Raw genomic sequence first — 15,967 nt, 5'->3', positions numbered from 1 at the left:
GCCCAGCGCGGCGCCGCACACCCTCAGGACCGCCAGCGCGTGGTCGCGCGCCGAACGCGCGCCCGTCTCCGGTACCGCCATGAGCCGCTCACCCCCTTGCCGTTCCCCCGCGCCTGCCGTCACTCCCCCACTGTGGCACCGGCGACCGACATCGCAATGTGCGGTGGGCCACTTGCCGGAGCCGTCCGCGGGAACCCTAGTCGGCGCCCGGGTGGCCGTCAGCCGGATGAGGAAGCGGTCACTCGATGGAATGGCTTTGGGTAAAGCCGGGTGCGGAAATCCCCTGTCGGGGGCGCCCGGCCGGACGCCGGCTCAGACCTGCCCGGCCGCCTCCCCGGCCGCCTCCCCGGCCTCGGCCGCCGCGGCGGCGATGTCGCCGCGGTGGTGCGAACCCGCCAGCCGGATGCGGGACACCGCCCGGTAGGCGTGCTCACGTGCCTCGGCGAGCCCGGCTCCGGTGGCCGTGACGGACAGGACCCGGCCGCCCGTGCTGACCACGCGCCCCTCCCCGTCCAGCCGGGTGCCGGCGTGGAGGACGTACGCGGTGGGGGCGTCCTTCCCGGCGACCTCCTCCAGGCCCTCGATCACGTCCCCCGTGCGGGGGGACACGGGGTAGCCCTCGGAGGCGACGACGACGGTGACGGCCGCGTCGTCGCTCCAGCGCAGCGGCGGGAACTCGGCCAGGGCGCCGGTGGCCGCCGCGTACAGCAGCCCGGACAGCGGGGTCCTCAGACGGGCCAGGACGACCTGGGTCTCCGGATCGCCGAAGCGCGCGTTGAACTCCACCACGCGCACCCCGCGCGAGGTGATGGCCAGGCCCGCGTAGAGCAGCCCGGAGAAGGGGGTGCCGCGGCGGCGCATCTCGTCCACGGTGGGCTGCAGGACGGTGGTCAGCACCTCGTCGGCCAGCTTGGGGTCGGCCCAGGGCAGCGGCGAGTAGGCGCCCATGCCGCCGGTGTTGGGGCCCTCGTCCCCGTCGTGGGCGCGCTTGAAGTCCTGGGCGGGCCGCAGCGGTACGACGCACTCGCCGTCGGTCACGGCGAACAGGGAGACCTCGGGGCCGTCCAGGTACTCCTCGACCACCACCTGCCCGCAGCCGCGGGCGTGGGCGCGGGCGGCCTCCAGGTCGGGGGTGACGACGACGCCCTTGCCCGCCGCCAGCCCGTCGTCCTTGACGACGTACGGAGGCCCGAAGGCGTCCAGCGCGCGGTCGGTCTCCTCGTCGGTGGTGCACACGTAGGAGCGGGCCGTGGGGACCCCGGCGGCCGCCATGACCTCCTTGGCGAACGCCTTGGAGCCCTCCAGCCGGGCCGCCTCGGCCGACGGGCCGAAGACGGCGATGCCGCGCTCGCGCACGGCGTCGGCCACCCCGGCCACCAGCGGGGCCTCCGGCCCCACCACGACGAGGTCGGCCTCCAGCCCTGCGGCCAGTGCGGCCACGGCCGGGCCGTCGAGCGCGTCGACGGAGTGCAGGGCCGCCACCTGGGCGATTCCGGCGTTGCCGGGCGCGCAGTGCAGCGAGGTGACGTCGGGATCGAGGGACAGGGAGCGGCACAGGGCGTGTTCGCGGGCGCCGCCGCCGATGACGAGGACCTTCACGCCCTGCACCCTATCCGTCCCTTCCCGGGCCCCGGCGGGTCCGCCCGGCAGGCGGACGGCGGGACCCGGGCGGTGTCGTGCGTGGTCAGAGGCGCGAGACGGCAGCCGAAACGCGCTTCTCACTCCATCGGGTGAGAAGAGCGGGGCCTGTATACCCAATCGGGATGCACGTATGGGCGGAAATGCCGCGAAGGCCGAGAGGCCTCCCACTTTTGGGGGTAGGAAGGGGCACCGAGCGGTCCGAGGGAGGTCCGTCCGCGAGTGGATCCGAGCGAGGGCTTTGTTGGGAGTGGCGGGTGAGTCAGCCGGAGATGCGCCCCGGAACGGGCGGCGGCACGGGGCGGGGCGAGCACGGGGATCTGCTCGGGCGGCCGTTCCCGCTGGGGGACTGGGGCGAGCCCGCCGAGCGTCTGGACGAGCTGTACCGGTGGGTGGAGAGCGGGGCGCTGGAGGTCGTGGAGTGGTATCTGGCCGACCGGGTGCGCAGGCGCCGGTGGGCCAGGGCGCTGCGGGCGGGGACCGCCGCCGGGCTGGCGGCCGGGGGCGGTCTGCCGCTGCTGGAGCTGGCCGGCGGGGTGCGCGGTGCGGCTCTGTGGGCGTTCCCCGCACTGCTGCTGGCGGCCGTGTGCGCGGGGTGCGACCGCTGGTTCGGGCTGACCTCGGGCTGGATGCGCGGCATCGCCACGGCGCAGGCGGTCCAGCGGCGGCTGGAGATGCTGCAGTACGACTGGGCTTCGGAGAGCGTGCGCGAGGTGCTCGGGCCCACCGAGGGCACGGCCGGCGAGGCCGCCGAGCGGTGCCTGGGGGTGCTGCGGCGCTTCTCGGAGGACGTGACCGAGCTGGTGAGGGGTGAGACCGCCGCCTGGATGGTGGAGTTCCGCTCCGGTCCGGCGCCGCTGCACACCCAGTCGCTGACCTCCTCCGCGTGGAGGACGCGCCCGGCGCAGTCCGCCGCGCAGCCGGCCCGCTTCTCGATGCCGCCGGGCGTCCGGCCGAGCATGCCGCGGCAGCGGCCCCCGGAGGGGCCGCGCTGACGGCTGCCGACGACAGCCGGTGCCGCGGCGGCCGGGAGCCCGGCCGGGGAGTCAGCCGAAGAGGATCATGGAGCCCTGCGCCAGGCTCCGGGTGGCCGCGGCGTGCAGCCCCAGCCAGACGTGGCGCTCCCGTGCGAACGGCCCGGCGTCGTACGCCGGGGCGGCGGCCGGTTCGTCCAGTTCCGTGGGACGGGCCGGGGGTGCCGGGGCCGGGGGCGGGTTGGCCGGGTCGATTCCCAGGTACGGGGCGACCGCCTCGAGTTCGCGCAGCAGTCCGTGGCTGGAGCCCAGCGGGCCGCCGCCGGCGAGGAGTTCGTCGTCGAAGAGCGGATGGGCGAAGTCGACCGGGACGTACGCGCCGGCGTGGTCGTAGTGCCACACCAGGTGCGACTGCTGGGCCGTCGGGGCGAACATCTCCAGCAGCTGCTCGTAGTCGCCGCCGAGCGCGTCGACCGGGGTGACCTCCAGGCCGCAGAGCTGGAGGAGGTGGGCGCGGCGCAGGAAGTGCAGCGCGTCGTAGTCGAAGCCGGCGACCGGCGCCACATCGCCCGACAGCCCCGGCATGTAGCCGTGGACGGGGACCGGCTGCAGTCCGGCGGCGATCAGTGCCCTGTCGTACGACGCGAGTTCCTCGGCGAAGGGGTTGTCGGGGCTGTGGCACAGCACGTCGACGAGCGGCACCAGCCAGAGGTCACAGGCCAACGGGTACTCCAATACGGCAGGCGGTGGACGGCGGGCGCGGGCGGTACGGAATCCGGGCGCAACAGAGTAGTCGCTCACTCCAGTTTCCCGACGAGGGCGAGGCAGAGCTCGTCGCAGGCCGCGACGAGGCGCCCGGCCGCCGTGTCGTCCCCGTGCGCGACCGCCTCGGCCAGCTCGCGGTAGCCGGTCCACAGCACGTCCCGCAGGCCGGGCCGCTCGCGCAGGTGCGGTACGGCGAAGACCCAGCACTGCACGCGCAGCCGGTCCAGGAACTCGGTTATGTAGGGATTACCCCTCAGCTCGCCCAGCTCCCGCCAGAAGCGCAGGTCGTAGCCGATGAGCACGTCCAGGTCCCCGGTGAGCGCGGCCCGCTCGGCCGCCTCTGCGCGGCGGCGCACCGAGGCCAGCCGCTCGTCGCCGGGGGCGGGCCGGTCCGCTCCGGCGGATCCGCGGAAGACGCCCTCGGCGACCAGGGCACGCGCCTGGACCATGGCCCGGTAGTCGGCGGGCGTGAAGACGTGGACGCGGAAACCCCGGTGCTGCTCCACGTCCAGCAGGCCCTGCGCGGACAGGTCGACGAGCGCCTCGCGCACCGGGGTGGCGGAGACGCCGTACTGCTCGGCTATCTCCTTGACCGTGAAGCCCCGGCCGGCCGGGAGCCGCCCGGCGAGCACCTCGTCGCGCAGCGCGTCCGCGATCTGCGCGCGCAGTGTGCTGCGCTGGATCACGGGCGCCTCCGCACGGCTCGGGACGTCCGGGCGCCGGTGCCGTCTCTCATCCGCCCCCCTTTTCCAGAGGCCAGCCTAGCGCCCGTCTTTTGACAGCGTCCTGTCGAATTGACAGCATGTTGTCATATGCGACCGGATGGGCGGTTCCGAGGAGGAGCCATGGAACGCAGGACCGTGCACGTCGCCGTCTACGACACCTTCGCCGACTGGGAGGTCCCCTACGCCACCACCGCCCTGACCGGCGCCGGACACCGTGTGGTGTACGTGGGCGAGAGCGGCGAGCCCGTGATCAGCACGGGCGGCATGCAGGTGTCGCCCGGCCTGTCGATCGCCGGTCTGCGGCCCGAGGACAGCGCGCTGCTGATCCTGCCGGGGGCGGACGCCTGGGAGAAGGTGCTTCCGCCCTTCGCCGCGGCGGCCCGCGCCTTCCTGGACGCCGAAGTGCCCGTCGCCGCCATCTGCGGGGCCGTGACCGGGCTGGCGAAGGAGGGGCTGCTCGACGACCGCCCCCACACCGGCGCCGCCGCCGAGGTGCTGGCCGCCACCGGCTACCGGGGCGGCGGCCACTACCGCGAGACGGACGCCTGCGCCGACGGGGACCTGATCACCGCCGGGCCCACCGAGCCGGTGGCGTTCGCCCGCGAGATCCTGGCCCGGCTGGAGGTGTACCCGCCCGAGGTGCTGGACGCCTGGTTCCGGCTGTTCCGCCACTCCGACGCGAGCGCCTACGGGGTGCTGGCGGCCCACGAGGGCGCGAGCGGGGCGGCGTGAGCGCCCCCGGGCTGCTGTCGGGGACGGCGCTGGCGGTCTTCCGGCTGAACGGGCGGTTCCTGTCCGCCGCCGAGCGGCTGGCCCGGCCCGCCGGGCTGACCGCCGCCTGGTGGCAGGTGCTCGGCGCGGTGCTGCGCGAGCCGCTGCCGGTGGCGGGCATAGCCCGCGCCATGGGCGTCACCCGGCAGAGCGTGCAGCGCGTGGCGGACCTGCTGGTGGAACGCGGCCTGGCGGTGTACGAGCCCAACCCCGCGCACCGCCGGGCCAAACTGCTCGCCCCCACCGGGGAGGGCCGTGCGGCGGTGGACCGGATCGCCCCGGGGCACGCGGAGTTCGCCGCGCGGCTGGGCGAGGCGCTGGGGGGCGAGGAGGCCTTCGCCGAGGTGTACGACGCGCTGGAGCGGCTGTCGAGGGCGCTGGACGGCCTGGAGGCGCGGGGCGGGGACGACGAAGGACGGCGCCCCGGCCGGGGGTGAGCGAGCGGGCGTGCGGGGCGTACGGAAGCGCACCCCCGCACGCCCCGGGGAGACCCGGTCAGAGGAACGAGTTGATCTGGATCGTCTCGTCCCGGCCCGGGCCGACGCCGATGGCGGAGATCGGCGCGCCCGACATCTCCTCCAGCGCCTTCACGTATGCCTGCGCGTTCTTCGGCAGGTCGGAGAACCCCTTGGCCCCCGAGAGGTCCTCGGACCAGCCCGGCAGCATCTCGTAGACCGGCTCGGCGTGGTGGAAGTCGGTCTGGTTGTAGGGCAGCTCGTCGACCCGCCGGCCGTCGATCTCGTAGGCGACGCAGACGGGGATGCTCTCCCAGCCGGTGAGCACGTCCAGCTTGGTGAGGAAGAAGTCGGTGAGCCCGTTGACGCGGGTGGCGTACCGGGCGATCACCGCGTCGAACCAGCCGCAGCGCCGGTCACGGCCGGTGGTGACGCCGCGCTCGCCGCCGATGGTGCGCAGCTTCTCGCCGTCCTCGTCGAACAGCTCCGTCGGGAACGGCCCGGCGCCCACGCGCGTGGTGTACGCCTTGAGGATGCCGATGACCCGGTCGATCCTCGTCGGGCCCACCCCCGCCCCGGTACAGGCGCCGCCGGCGGTCGGGTTGGAGGAGGTCACGAAGGGGTAGGTGCCGTGGTCCACGTCCAGCAGCGTGCCCTGACCGCCCTCGAAGAGGACGACCTTGTCCTCGTCGAGCGCGTCGTTGAGCAGCAGGGTGGTGTCGCAGACGTAGCCGCGCAGCGCGTCCGCGTAGCCGAGCAGCTCCTCGACCACCTGCTCCACGGCGATGGCCCGGCGGTTGTAGAGCTTGGCGAGGACCTGGTTCTTCTGGTCGAGGGCCGCCTCGACCTTCTGCGTCAGGATCGACTCGTCGAAGAGGTCCTGGACACGGATGCCCACGCGGTTGATCTTGTCCGCGTACGTCGGGCCGATGCCGCGGCCGGTGGTGCCGATCTTGCGCTTGCCCAGGAAGCGCTCGGTCACCTTGTCCATCGTGGTGTGGTACGGCGTGATCAGGTGCGCGTTGCCGCTGATCAGCAGCTTGGACGTGTCCACGCCGCGCTCTTCGAGCCCGCTCAGCTCGGAGAGCAGGACCGCCGGGTCCACCACGACACCGTTTCCGATCACCGGGACGCAGCCCGGGGAGAGGATGCCGGAGGGGAGCAGGTGGAGCGCGTACTTCTGGTCGCCGACGACGACCGTGTGGCCGGCGTTGTTGCCGCCCTGGTAGCGCACCACGTAGTCCACCGAGCCACCGAGCAGGTCGGTGGCCTTCCCCTTGCCTTCATCACCCCACTGAGCGCCGAGCAGCACGAGTGCGGGCACAGGCGTACACCCCTTCCGGCCGGGGCATGTCCAACGTGCGTGTCGGCCGTGAACCGAACGCGCCGACAAGAGCCGTCGGACCGGTGCCCCGAATCGACGAAACCCCTGGCCGCAACAGCGACAGGGGCTCTTGCACCGAGAGATTACCGGACTCCTCCGACGGGAGGCGAACGCGACGACCACCGGCCGCACCCCCGCCGATCCCGCCGTCCGTACCCATCACAGCCAATTCCCGTCCGCGGCCGCCGATTCCGGCCGCCCCTGTGGCCGCAGGCGGCCCGGGACAACCGAAGGAAGGACCGAGGTGCCGGTTCCGCATCCGCTGCTCGTGCTCGTCGACCCCCTCGCCCGCCGCACGGACGGCGAGTCCGTACGGATCGCCAGGGACGTGCTGGCCGCGGGCTCTCCCGGAGTGAAGGTGTGCCTGCCGGACGGCCCCGAGGAGGCCGCGCGGGCGCTGGCCCGCCGGGGCCGCCGGCGCCCGGTGGTGATAGGGGACGACCGGGCGCTGCTGCGTGCGGTACGGCTGCTGCACCTGGAACGCGGGCTGGCGCACTGCGCGCTGTCGGTGGTGCCGGTGGGACGGCCGGGGTCGGTGGCGCTGGCCGGGGCGCTGGGAGTGCCGCTGGACGCGGTGCGGGCGGCGCGAACGGTGCTGGAGGGCCGGGAGAGGCGCTTCGACCTGCTGATAGACGACAGCGGCGGAGTGGTGCTGGGGGACTTGCGCATTCCGCCGCTGCTCGGAGACCGGGAACCGCGCGACGGGGCGGGCGGTCCGGCGCGCGGGCCGCTGGGCCGCTGCCGCTCCCTGGTGCGCACCCTGGCCCGGCCCGCGCCCGGCCCGGGGGAGGCGCGGCTGCGCGTCGAGGCCGACGGTGTGCTGCTGACCGACCTCGACAACCCGGTGGAGCGGGTCTCACTCGCACCGGGCGGCGGTCTGGTGGACGTGGTCGTGCGCCGGCGGGCGCAGGACGGTCCGGTACGGGCGCGGGCCCGTACGGTCACGGTCTCGGGGCCGCACTTCCGCTACCGCGCCGACGCGGTGGTCTCCGGCCCCGTCCTCACCCGCACCTGGACGGCGCACCCCTCGGCGCTGCGCCTGACCGTACCGCCGGCCGCTCCCTCGGACACTTCTCCGGCCGCTCCCCCGGCCGCTCCCCCGGCCGTGCCGCCCCAGCGGCCCTCGCCCGCCTGAGGCCCGGGCGGGGCCTCACGAGGGAGTGGATCCGCCGCCGTGCGCGGCCTCGCGGTGGGCGTGCCAGCGGTCCAGCGTCATGGCCAGCTCCCGCCGTATGAAGTCGAAGAACTCCGCCGTCTCGGCTATGCGGCGGCCCGCCGGGGTGTCGGGGCCGACGGCCTTGAGGCCCTGGTCGAAGGTGGCGCTCCAGCGCCCGAGCAGCGCGTCGCGGTCGGTCATCGCCTCGTACCAGACGTCCGCGTGCACCCGGTAGCGCTCCCGGCGCGAGCCCGGTTCCCGTTCGCGGGTGACCAGATGGACCTGGGAGAGGTAGCGGATGGCGCCGGAGACGGCCGCCGGGCTGATCCGCAGGCGCTCGGAGAGCTCGGCGGAGCCGAGGGTGCCGGAGTCCTCGGTCAGCAGGCAGGCGAAGATCCGCGAGGCCATGCGCTGCATGCCCGCCTCGGTCAGCTCGGCGGCGAAGCGCTCCACGAACTCGGCGACCTCGGGGCCGTAGGTCCGCGTGTGCGGGCCGGCGGCCCGCTCGGCGGGCTCGTCCGGCTCGTTCGGCTCGTTCGGCTGTTCACTCACCACTACCACCACGGGCCCCATCCTTCCAGGTCACCGGCGCCTGGCCCATCTCAGCCATTCAGTACCTTCACAAATTTCTGAAATTAAAGTAGCTTCGCAAACATGACCAAGGCAACCGCAGCCATCTCGGTCTCCGGTCTCGTGAAGACCTTCGGCCGCACCCGTGCGCTCGACGGACTCGACCTGCACGTCGAGACCGGCGAGGTCCACGGCTTCCTCGGGCCCAACGGATCGGGGAAGTCCACCACCATCCGCGTTCTGCTGGGTCTGCTGCGCGCCGACTCCGGCACCGCCCGGCTGCTGGACGGCGACCCCTGGCGGGACGCCGTCGAGCTCCACCGCCGCGTGGCCTACGTGCCCGGCGACGTGACCCTGTGGCGCAACCTCTCCGGGGGAGAGGTCATCGACCTCTACGGACGGCTGCGCGGCGGGCTCGACGCCCGGCGCCGCGACGAGCTGCTGGAGCGCTTCGAACTCGACCCCACCAAGAAGGGCCGTACCTACTCCAAGGGCAACCGGCAGAAGGTCGCCCTCGTCGCCGCCTTCGCCTCCGACGTGGAGCTGCTGATCCTGGACGAACCGACTTCCGGGCTCGACCCGCTGATGGAGGGGGCCTTCCGGGACTGCGTCGCCGAGGAGCGCGACCGGGGGCGGACGGTACTGCTGTCCAGCCACATCCTCGGCGAGGTCGAGGCGCTGTGCGACCGGGTCAGCATCATCCGCCGCGGCGTCACCGTCGAGAGCGGATCGCTCGCCGACCTGCGGCATCTGACCCGTACCTCCGTCGGCGCGGAGCTCGCGGGCGAGCCGGACGGGCTGTCCGGCCTGCCCGGCGTCCACGACCTGTCCGTCCGGGGCCACCGGGTGCGGCTCCAGGTGGACACCGACAAGCTGGACGGCGTGCTGCGGCGGCTCGCGGAGACCGGCGTGCGGAGCCTCACCTGCACCCCGCCCACCCTGGAGGAGCTCTTCCTGCGGCACTACCGGGAGGACGGGACAGGCGCGGTCGGCGGCGACCGCGGCGGCACCGCCGCGACGGCCGACGGCGAGGAGGTCGTGGCGTCATGACCACCGTCGCCCGGCCCGCGGCGGCCGTCCGCCGCGACGGATCCCGCCGCGACCTGGCCGGCACCGGCACGCTGCTGCGGCTCGCGCTGCGCCGCGACCGTGTGCTGATCCCGGTGTGGGTCCTGCTGCTGACCGTGCTGGCCGTGCAGAACGCCGCGGCCATCGAGCAGTTCTACCCCACCGCCGCCGAACGCGCCGAACTGGTCGCCTCGATGAACGCCAACACCTCGATGCGCGCGGTGTACGGCCCGGCCTTCAGCAGTTCCCCGGGCGGTCTGGCCGTCTGGGAGATGCTCACCATCGGCAGCGTGCTCATCGCCATCATGAGCATGATCATCGTGGTGCGGCACACCCGCGAGGAGGAGGAGACCGGCCGCCAGGAGCTGATCTCCGCCGCGATGGTGGGCCGCCGCGCCCCGCTCACCTCCGCCCTGCTGGCCGCGGCGATCGCGAACGCCGCCGTCGCCGTCCTCGTCACCCTCGGCCTGGCCGGTACCGGGCTGCCCGCGGGCGGATCGCTGACCACCGGGCTCGCCCTGGGCGGCACCGGGCTGGTCTTCGCCGCGGTCGCCGCCCTGACCGCCCAGCTCACCGAGAGCGCCCGGCTCGCCAAGGGGCTGACCGGTGCCGTGCTGGGCGCCGTCTTCGTCCTGCGGGCCGCCGGGGACTCCGGCACCGCCGACGGCTCCTCACCCCTGGCCTGGGCCTCCCCACTGGCCTGGGCGCGCAACGCACGGCCGTTCGCCGACGAGCGGCCCTGGGTCCTGCTGCTGTCGCTGGGCCTGGCCGCGGCGCTGACGGCCGCCGCGTACGAGCTGGCCGGGCGGCGCGACATCGGCGCGAGCTTCCTGGCCACCCGGCCCGGACCGGCCACCGGCCGGATCAACGGCCCCTACGGACTGGCCCGGCGGCTCCAGCGCGGCTCGCTGCTGGGCTGGGGCACCGGGCTGGTGCTCGCGGGGCTGATCTTCGGCGCCATGGCCGAGGGGGCGGCCGATCTGCTCGGTGACAACGAGCAGAGCCGCGAGATCATCGAGCGGATGGGCGGCGCGTCGGGCATCACCGACGCCTTCCTCGCCGCCATGGCCGGGCTGTTCGGCATGATCACCGCGATCTACGCGGTGGGCGCGGTCCTGCGGATGCGCGGCGAGGAGACCTCCGAGCGCGCCGAGCCGGTCCTGGCCGGTGCGGTGCCCCGGCTGCGCTGGGCGGCCGGCCACCTGCTCTTCGCCTTCGCCGGCTCGGCCGTACTGCTCGCCGCCTGCGGTCTGGCCATGGGAGCGGGCTACGGACTGGCGGCCGGAGAGCCCGGCGCGGTGTGGCGGGTGACCGGTGCGGTCCTCGCGCAGGCACCGGCGGTGTGGGCGCTCGCCGCGGTGGCGGTGCTGCTCCTGGGCGCCGTGCCCGGGGCTGCCGCGGCGGCGTGGGGACTGGTCGGCGGCGCGCTCGTCATCGGCTGGCTCGGCCCGGCCCTCGACCTGCCCCGGGCGGTCGTGAACCTCACGCCGTTCACGCATCTGCCCAAGCTGCCGGGCGGGGACCCGGCCGCGGCACCGTACCTGTGGACGCTGCTGGCCGCGGCGGCGCTGACGGCGGCGGGGCTCGCCGCGTTCCGCCGCCGCGACATCGGCTGACACCGGCCGAGCGCCGCGGGACACCGGGCGGGACGGGCCGGGCGGGGCCCGTTCCGCCGTACGGGGCAGGCACGTCATCCCCCCGCACCATCCGGGGATGCGGGGGTGCGGGGACGCTGCTCGCATGGGGGCGACGCGCATCCGAACGCAGCGGAGGCCACCGCCATGCACTTCCACCGTCCCCGCACCCCCGCCCGGTGTCGCCGCGCACGCCGCACACTGGCCGCCGGTACGGCCGCCGCCGCCCTGTCGCTGGCGGCGGCCCCCGCCTCCGCGTACACCGCCGGGGAAGGGGGCGGTGGGCCGGGCGCCGTCCAGGAACTCGTCCTCACCCCCGCCCGCGCGGGCGGAAGCGGCAGCGGGGCCGTCGGCGTACGCGCCGTGTGCGAGGCGGGCGGCTCGGGCGGCGTGGTCTCCTCCCCCGCCTTCGAGCGGACCGTCGCGCTCGAACGCGCCGACGGCCGTCCCGCCCGGGAGAGACACGCCACCGCCTCCCTGCGGGACGGGCTGGCCGTCGGCGGCAGCTACCCCGTGGTCGCGGTCTGCGGCACCGGGGAGCTGCTGTCCGCCTCCTTCACGCACACCGGCGTCGCGGCGGAACCCGGTGCCGAATCGTCCGCGGCCGCGGTCTTCGGCGGTGCGGCCGCCCTGGCGGGGCTGGCAGCCGGCGCGGTGCTCCTGCGCCACCGCACCGGGGCCCTGTCCGCGGTACGCCGACTGCGCCGGACCGGTGGACGGCGGGCCGGCGGGCGGCGGAGTGGCGGGCGGACCGGTGGCGAGCGGGTCAGCGGGCGGCCTTGATCCGGTCCTCCTGGAGTGAGGTCAGCCGCAGGACGACCAGGATCGCCAGCACCGTGGCGGGCACGGCCAGGAAGTCGGCGAGGACCGTGAGGGCCGCGCTGCCCTGCGCCTGGCCGACGGTCCCGGCGTCGTACCACGGCTCGTAGTTGACGAATCCGATGACCATGCCGATCAGCCACATCGTCCACCAGCCGTTGAGCAGGCCGCGGTTGCTGCTCCGGCGGGGGCCGTACCAGGTGGTCCGGGACGAGGTGGGGTCGCTGTGGTCGCAGACGTCGTTGATGATCTGCTTGGGCATGAAGAACCAGACCACCGGCACCAGCCAGGAGCCGATCGCCCACCCCTGGTGGTAGCGGATCTGCCCGGGGGCGAACGCCTCCGCGTTGGCCCGGATCCGCCAGAACCACACCAGCCACAGCACGACCACCGGCAGCTGGAACAACGCGGCGAGGCCCGCCATCGTCTCGGTGGTGCTCCGCAGCGAGTCGTAGTCGAGGGCCGCGTACGCCAGGTGGCTCCCCTCGTGGAGATCGCCCAGTTCCCCGTAGACCTGGATGTCCAGCACGAACTGCACCAGCGTGCACAGCAGCAGCGCGCTCAGTCCGGCGCTCAGCACGAGGGACAGCGTGCGCGCCGAGCGCGCGGCACCGGACGCCGGGCGGGAGGCGGTGACCGGGGGCGGGGGCGTGGAGTGCCACTGCCGGGGCGCCTGCGGCGCGTACGGCGGGCCGGCCGGGCCCGACGGGTACGCGGGCTGGTGCGGCACGGTCGGCGGGACGGGCGTCGCGTGCCCCTGGGCGGCGCCCGGCACGGCTCCCGGCGTGAGCCCCATGCGCGGCACGTACGTGCCCGGTGCGGCGGGTGGCACGGGCGGCCCCGAGGACACCGGGGACGCGCGCCCGGGCGGTGCGAGGGCACTCGCCGCCGCGTCCGGGTCCTCGCTGTCCAGCAGCCGCACCGCGTGGCGGCCGAGCTGGGCCAGCACCTCGCCCGGCAGCCAGGTCCCGCCGGACGGCGTGCGGGCCGCGACGCGGCCGGCCAGGGAGTCGAGCGCGGGCCGGCCGGCCGGGTCCTTGACCAGGCAGTCCGCCACCAGTTCGCGCAGCGGTCCGGGAACCCCGGTCAGATCGGGCTCCTCCTCGGCGATGCGGAACAGCAGGGCGTGGAAGCCGCTGTCGGCCGTGCCGAACGGCATCCGCCCGGTCGCCGCGTAGGCGAGCACCGCGCCGAGGCAGAACACGTCACCGGCCGGGGTGACCCGCTCGCCGCGCACCTGCTCGGGCGACATGAAGCCCGGTGAGCCGATGACGGCGCCGGTCTGGGTCAGCCCGCTCCCGGTCACCGAGTCCAGGGCGCGGGCGATGCCGAAGTCGATCACCTTCGGCCCGTCGATGGTGACCAGCACGTTCGACGGCTTCAGGTCGCGGTGCACCAGCCCCGCGCCGTGGATCGCGCGCAACGCCTCGACCAGCCCGGCGGCCAGCGCGTACACCGACTGCTCGGGCAGCGGACCGTAGTCCTCGTCCACCACCTCCTGCAGCGACGGCCCGGCGATGTAGCCGGTCGCCACCCAGGGGGTCACCGCTTCGGTGTCGGCGTCCAGCACCGGAGCCGTCCACTGGCCGCCGACCCGCCGTGCGGCGTTGACCTCCTTGGCGAAGCGTTCGCGGAAGGAGGGCTGACGGGCCAGCTCCTCCTGGACGACCTTCACCGCGACCGTACGGCCGCGTTCGGAACGTGCCAGGTAGACCCTGCCCATCCCGCCCGCGCCCAGTCTGCCCAGCAACCTGTACGCGCCGATCCAGCGCGGGTCACCGTCCCCCAGTGGTTCCATCGCGCGCGGCTCCTCCCCGTTCACCTCGTCCGTCGAGGATAGAGGTGCGGACGCACGGCGGTGACGACGGCAACCGATCCGTGACCGGCTCCCCGCCGCCGGGGCCAAAGCGGCCCCCGGACACGTCAGCCTCCGGGGGTGACGAGTCCCGACTCGTAGGCGAAGACGGCCGCCTGGGTGCGGTCGCGCAGCCCCAGCTTGACCAGCACCCGGCTGACGTGCGTCTTCACGGTGGACTCGGCGACGACGAGGCGGCCGGCGATCTCGCCGTTGGACAGACCCCGGGCGACGAGCGCGAGCACCTGCGTCTCGCGCCCGGTCAGGTCCCCGACGCGCTCCCTGAACGGGGTGCGCGGGCCGGCGGCGGCCGAGAGCCGGGAGAACTCCGCGATCAGCCGCCGGGTGACCGTCGGTGCGAGCAGCGCCTCGCCGGCCGCCACCGTCCGCACCCCGTGGGCCAGCCGGCCTGCGGAGGCGTCCTTGAGCAGGAAGCCGCTCGCCCCGGCGCGCAGCGCCTGGTAGACGTACTCGTCCAGGTCGTAGGTGGTCAGGATCAGCACCCTGGCGGCCGAGCCGGAGGCGCAGATCTCACGGGTGGCCTCCAGCCCGTTGACCACGGGCATGCGGATGTCCATGAGCACGACGTCCGGTTCCAGCCGGGCGACCGCCTCCACGGCCTCGCGCCCGTTGACCGCCTCGCCGACGACCTCCATGCCCGGCTGGGCGTTCAGCAGGACGGAGAAGCCCTCGCGGACCATCATCTGGTCGTCGGTGATCACCACCCGGATCACGGTGCGTCCTTGCGGAGCACAACCCCCGGCACGGCGTCCGGTACGGCGTCCGGCGCGGCGCCCGGCTCCACCGGCAGGAACGCCTCCACGGCGAAGCCGCCGTCCTCGGTCTCCTCGGCCGTCAGCCCGCCCCCGAGCACCGCCGCGCGCTCCTTCATCCCCATCAGCCCGTGCCCGGACCCCCCGGACGCCTTCACCGGTCCGTCGGACGGCCCGTTGACGATCCGCAGGCCGAGCCCGACCGGCACGTAGCCCAGCTCCACCCGGGCGCTCGAACCGGGCGCGTGGCGCAGAGCGTTGCTCAGCGCCTCCTGCACGATGCGGTACGCCGACAGCTCCACGCCCTGCGGCAGCGGCCGCTGCCTCCCGGTGGCCGCCGACTCCACCTCCAGCCCGGCCCGGCGCACGTTCTCCAGCAGGTCGCCGAGGTCGGCCAGGGTGGGCTGCGGGGCCTCCGGGCCCCACTCGTCCAGGTCGTCCGGCAGGTCGGCACGGACGACGCCCAGGACGCGGCGCAGCTCGGTCAGGGCCGTCACCGCGTTCTCCCTGATGCCGGCCAGCGCCGCCACCAGTTCCTCGGGCGGGTCCTGGACACGGTAGGGGGCCGCCTCGGCCTGGATGGCGACCACCGACATGTGGTGGGCCACCACGTCGTGCAGTTCGCGGGCGATGGTGGTGCGCCCCTCCAGCAGGGTGCGCCGGGACCGCTCCTCCTCCACCACCGCGACCTGCTCGACGACCTGCCGCCGCGACTCGCGCCAGCCGCGCACGGCGAGCAGCAGCGTGAGGACGATTCCCGAGACCACCGTCATGGCGAAGGAGACCGCCGCGCCCCGGTAGGGGTCCGTCGCGGCGGCGAGCCCGCCGGCCAGAGCGGTCAGCAGCCACATGTGGACCGACACCCGGGGACGGGTACGGGCGGCGACGACCAGCAGCACCACCAGGTGCGCCACGAAGGACACGCCCGTCCAGGGCCAGGCGACCCAGGCGCCGGGGGCGACGGCCGCCGTGAAGAGCATGCCGCCGAGCGACAGCCAGAAGGCCCCGATCGGCCGGAAGACCAGCACGACCAGCGGCACGCCCAGGAAAAGCGCCCGGACGGAACTGCCGTCACCGGAGTAGGAGTTGACGATCTCGACGAACATCAGCAGCAGCGCCAGGCCCGCCAGGGCCAGATGCGGCAGCCGGCGGGCCGGACCACGCAGCGCGGCGGGCAGCGGGCGCAGCAGGCGGTGGTCCTCCGGCAGCGGGGGCAACGGCCGGAACGCGAAGGCTCCGGTCAGCAGTTCCGCACGCAGGTCGTGCAGGGCGTCGCGGGCCATCCGCAGTTCGGTGGGCTGCCGGGAGCCGCCGGCGGTCTTCGCCGCCGTCTTCGTCGCTGCCGTCCTCGTCGTGTCGGTCACGGTGACGACCCTAGGG

The 15,967-nt window shown here is 74.6% G+C and carries 15 protein-coding genes; 7 read left to right on the top strand and 8 right to left on the bottom strand.

Translation table 11 applies throughout. The features are described 5' to 3' along the window. Positions 1–312: 312 nt before the first annotated feature. Positions 313–1,599, bottom strand: a complete 1,287-nt coding sequence (gene purD / locus AC2CJA_RS07025) for a phosphoribosylamine--glycine ligase (protein WP_484601793.1) — start codon at positions 1,597–1,599, stop codon at positions 313–315. 296 nt (positions 1,600–1,895) lie between these two features. On the opposite strand from purD, the gene AC2CJA_RS07020 reads away from it, so the two are divergent. Then, positions 1,896–2,633, top strand: a complete 738-nt coding sequence (locus AC2CJA_RS07020) for an SLATT domain-containing protein (RefSeq protein ID WP_484601792.1) — start codon at positions 1,896–1,898, stop codon at positions 2,631–2,633. 51 nt (positions 2,634–2,684) lie between these two features. On the opposite strand, the gene AC2CJA_RS07015 is transcribed toward AC2CJA_RS07020, so the two are convergent. Both AC2CJA_RS07015 and AC2CJA_RS07010 read right to left on the bottom strand, forming a co-directional pair. Then, positions 2,685–3,335: a hypothetical protein gene (locus tag AC2CJA_RS07015; protein ID WP_484601791.1), complete on the bottom strand. Its 651-nt coding sequence runs from the start codon at positions 3,333–3,335 to the stop codon at positions 2,685–2,687. Between the two features lie 74 nt (positions 3,336–3,409). Beyond that, entirely contained in the window at positions 3,410–4,063 is a 654-nt protein-coding gene (locus tag AC2CJA_RS07010; protein WP_484601790.1) for a GntR family transcriptional regulator, read from the bottom strand. Positions 4,064–4,222: 159 nt separating this feature from the next. On the opposite strand from AC2CJA_RS07010, the gene AC2CJA_RS07005 reads away from it, so the two are divergent. Further along, positions 4,223–4,834 carry a DJ-1/PfpI family protein gene (locus AC2CJA_RS07005; RefSeq protein ID WP_484601789.1) on the top strand — a complete coding sequence of 204 codons (612 nt, stop codon included), beginning with the start codon at positions 4,223–4,225 and terminating at the stop codon, positions 4,832–4,834. Beyond that, positions 4,831–5,310 carry a MarR family winged helix-turn-helix transcriptional regulator gene (locus AC2CJA_RS07000; protein WP_484601788.1) on the top strand — a complete coding sequence of 160 codons (480 nt, stop codon included), beginning with the start codon at positions 4,831–4,833 and terminating at the stop codon, positions 5,308–5,310. The genes AC2CJA_RS07005 and AC2CJA_RS07000 overlap by 4 nt, the downstream gene beginning before the upstream one ends. A 58-nt stretch (positions 5,311–5,368) precedes the next feature. On the opposite strand, the gene AC2CJA_RS06995 is transcribed toward AC2CJA_RS07000, so the two are convergent. Further along, positions 5,369–6,652: an adenylosuccinate synthase gene (locus tag AC2CJA_RS06995; RefSeq protein WP_484601787.1), complete on the bottom strand. Its 1,284-nt coding sequence runs from the start codon at positions 6,650–6,652 to the stop codon at positions 5,369–5,371. A gap of 304 nt (positions 6,653–6,956) precedes the next feature. Between AC2CJA_RS06995 and AC2CJA_RS06990 the strand changes: the two genes are divergently transcribed. Next, positions 6,957–7,847: a diacylglycerol kinase gene (locus AC2CJA_RS06990; RefSeq protein WP_484601786.1), complete on the top strand. Its 891-nt coding sequence runs from the start codon at positions 6,957–6,959 to the stop codon at positions 7,845–7,847. Between the two features lie 15 nt (positions 7,848–7,862). Here the strand turns inward: AC2CJA_RS06990 and AC2CJA_RS06985 are convergent, their stop codons facing one another. Then, positions 7,863–8,432, bottom strand: coding sequence for a GbsR/MarR family transcriptional regulator (locus AC2CJA_RS06985; RefSeq protein WP_484601785.1), 570 nt, complete (start codon positions 8,430–8,432; stop codon positions 7,863–7,865). Positions 8,433–8,522: 90 nt separating this feature from the next. On the opposite strand from AC2CJA_RS06985, the gene AC2CJA_RS06980 reads away from it, so the two are divergent. The 3 genes from AC2CJA_RS06980 (at position 8,523) to AC2CJA_RS06970 (ending at position 11,923) form a co-directional block, all read left to right on the top strand. Then, the gene (locus tag AC2CJA_RS06980) at positions 8,523–9,488 is read left to right on the top strand and encodes an ABC transporter ATP-binding protein (protein WP_484601784.1); all 966 of its coding nucleotides are present in this window, start codon (positions 8,523–8,525) and stop codon (positions 9,486–9,488) included. Continuing rightward, positions 9,485–11,122, top strand: a complete 1,638-nt coding sequence (locus AC2CJA_RS06975; protein WP_484601783.1) for an ABC transporter permease — start codon at positions 9,485–9,487, stop codon at positions 11,120–11,122. Before AC2CJA_RS06980 ends, AC2CJA_RS06975 begins: the two co-directional genes overlap by 4 nt. A 165-nt stretch (positions 11,123–11,287) precedes the next feature. Then, entirely contained in the window at positions 11,288–11,923 is a 636-nt protein-coding gene (locus AC2CJA_RS06970; RefSeq protein ID WP_484601782.1) for a hypothetical protein, read from the top strand. Here AC2CJA_RS06970 and AC2CJA_RS06965 read toward each other — a convergent pair. The 3 genes from AC2CJA_RS06965 to AC2CJA_RS06955 form a co-directional block, all read right to left on the bottom strand. Further along, a complete protein-coding gene (locus tag AC2CJA_RS06965) occupies positions 11,907–13,757 on the bottom strand; it encodes a protein kinase domain-containing protein (RefSeq protein WP_484601781.1) in 1,851 nt (616 codons plus the stop codon). The two genes, AC2CJA_RS06970 and AC2CJA_RS06965, sit on opposite strands and share 17 nt — an antisense overlap. A 125-nt stretch (positions 13,758–13,882) precedes the next feature. Then, positions 13,883–14,548 (bottom strand): response regulator, encoded by a 666-nt coding sequence (locus AC2CJA_RS06960; protein ID WP_484601780.1) that lies wholly within the window; start codon positions 14,546–14,548, stop codon positions 13,883–13,885. After that, the gene (locus AC2CJA_RS06955) at positions 14,545–15,951 is read right to left on the bottom strand and encodes a sensor histidine kinase (RefSeq protein WP_484601779.1); all 1,407 of its coding nucleotides are present in this window, start codon (positions 15,949–15,951) and stop codon (positions 14,545–14,547) included. The genes AC2CJA_RS06960 and AC2CJA_RS06955 overlap by 4 nt, the downstream gene beginning before the upstream one ends. Positions 15,952–15,967 lie beyond the last annotated feature (16 nt).

Source organism: Streptomyces sp. ATLC9 (assembly GCF_057196705.1).
The sequence above is the reverse complement of the archived record's forward strand: the minus strand, read 5'-3'. Positions and strand labels throughout refer to the sequence as shown.

Bases quoted from the DNA above. Each gene is read 5' to 3' on its own strand.
- AC2CJA_RS07005 (WP_484601789.1), top strand. From the start codon at position 4,223: ATGGAACGCAGGACCGTGCACGTCGCCGTCTACGACACCTTCGCCGAC.
- AC2CJA_RS06980 (WP_484601784.1), top strand. From the start codon at position 8,523: ATGACCAAGGCAACCGCAGCCATCTCGGTCTCCGGTCTCGTGAAGACC.
- AC2CJA_RS06975 (WP_484601783.1), top strand. From the start codon at position 9,485: ATGACCACCGTCGCCCGGCCCGCGGCGGCCGTCCGCCGCGACGGATCC.
- AC2CJA_RS06970 (WP_484601782.1), top strand. From the start codon at position 11,288: ATGCACTTCCACCGTCCCCGCACCCCCGCCCGGTGTCGCCGCGCACGC.
- AC2CJA_RS06965 (WP_484601781.1), bottom strand. From the start codon at position 13,757: ATGGAACCACTGGGGGACGGTGACCCGCGCTGGATCGGCGCGTACAGG.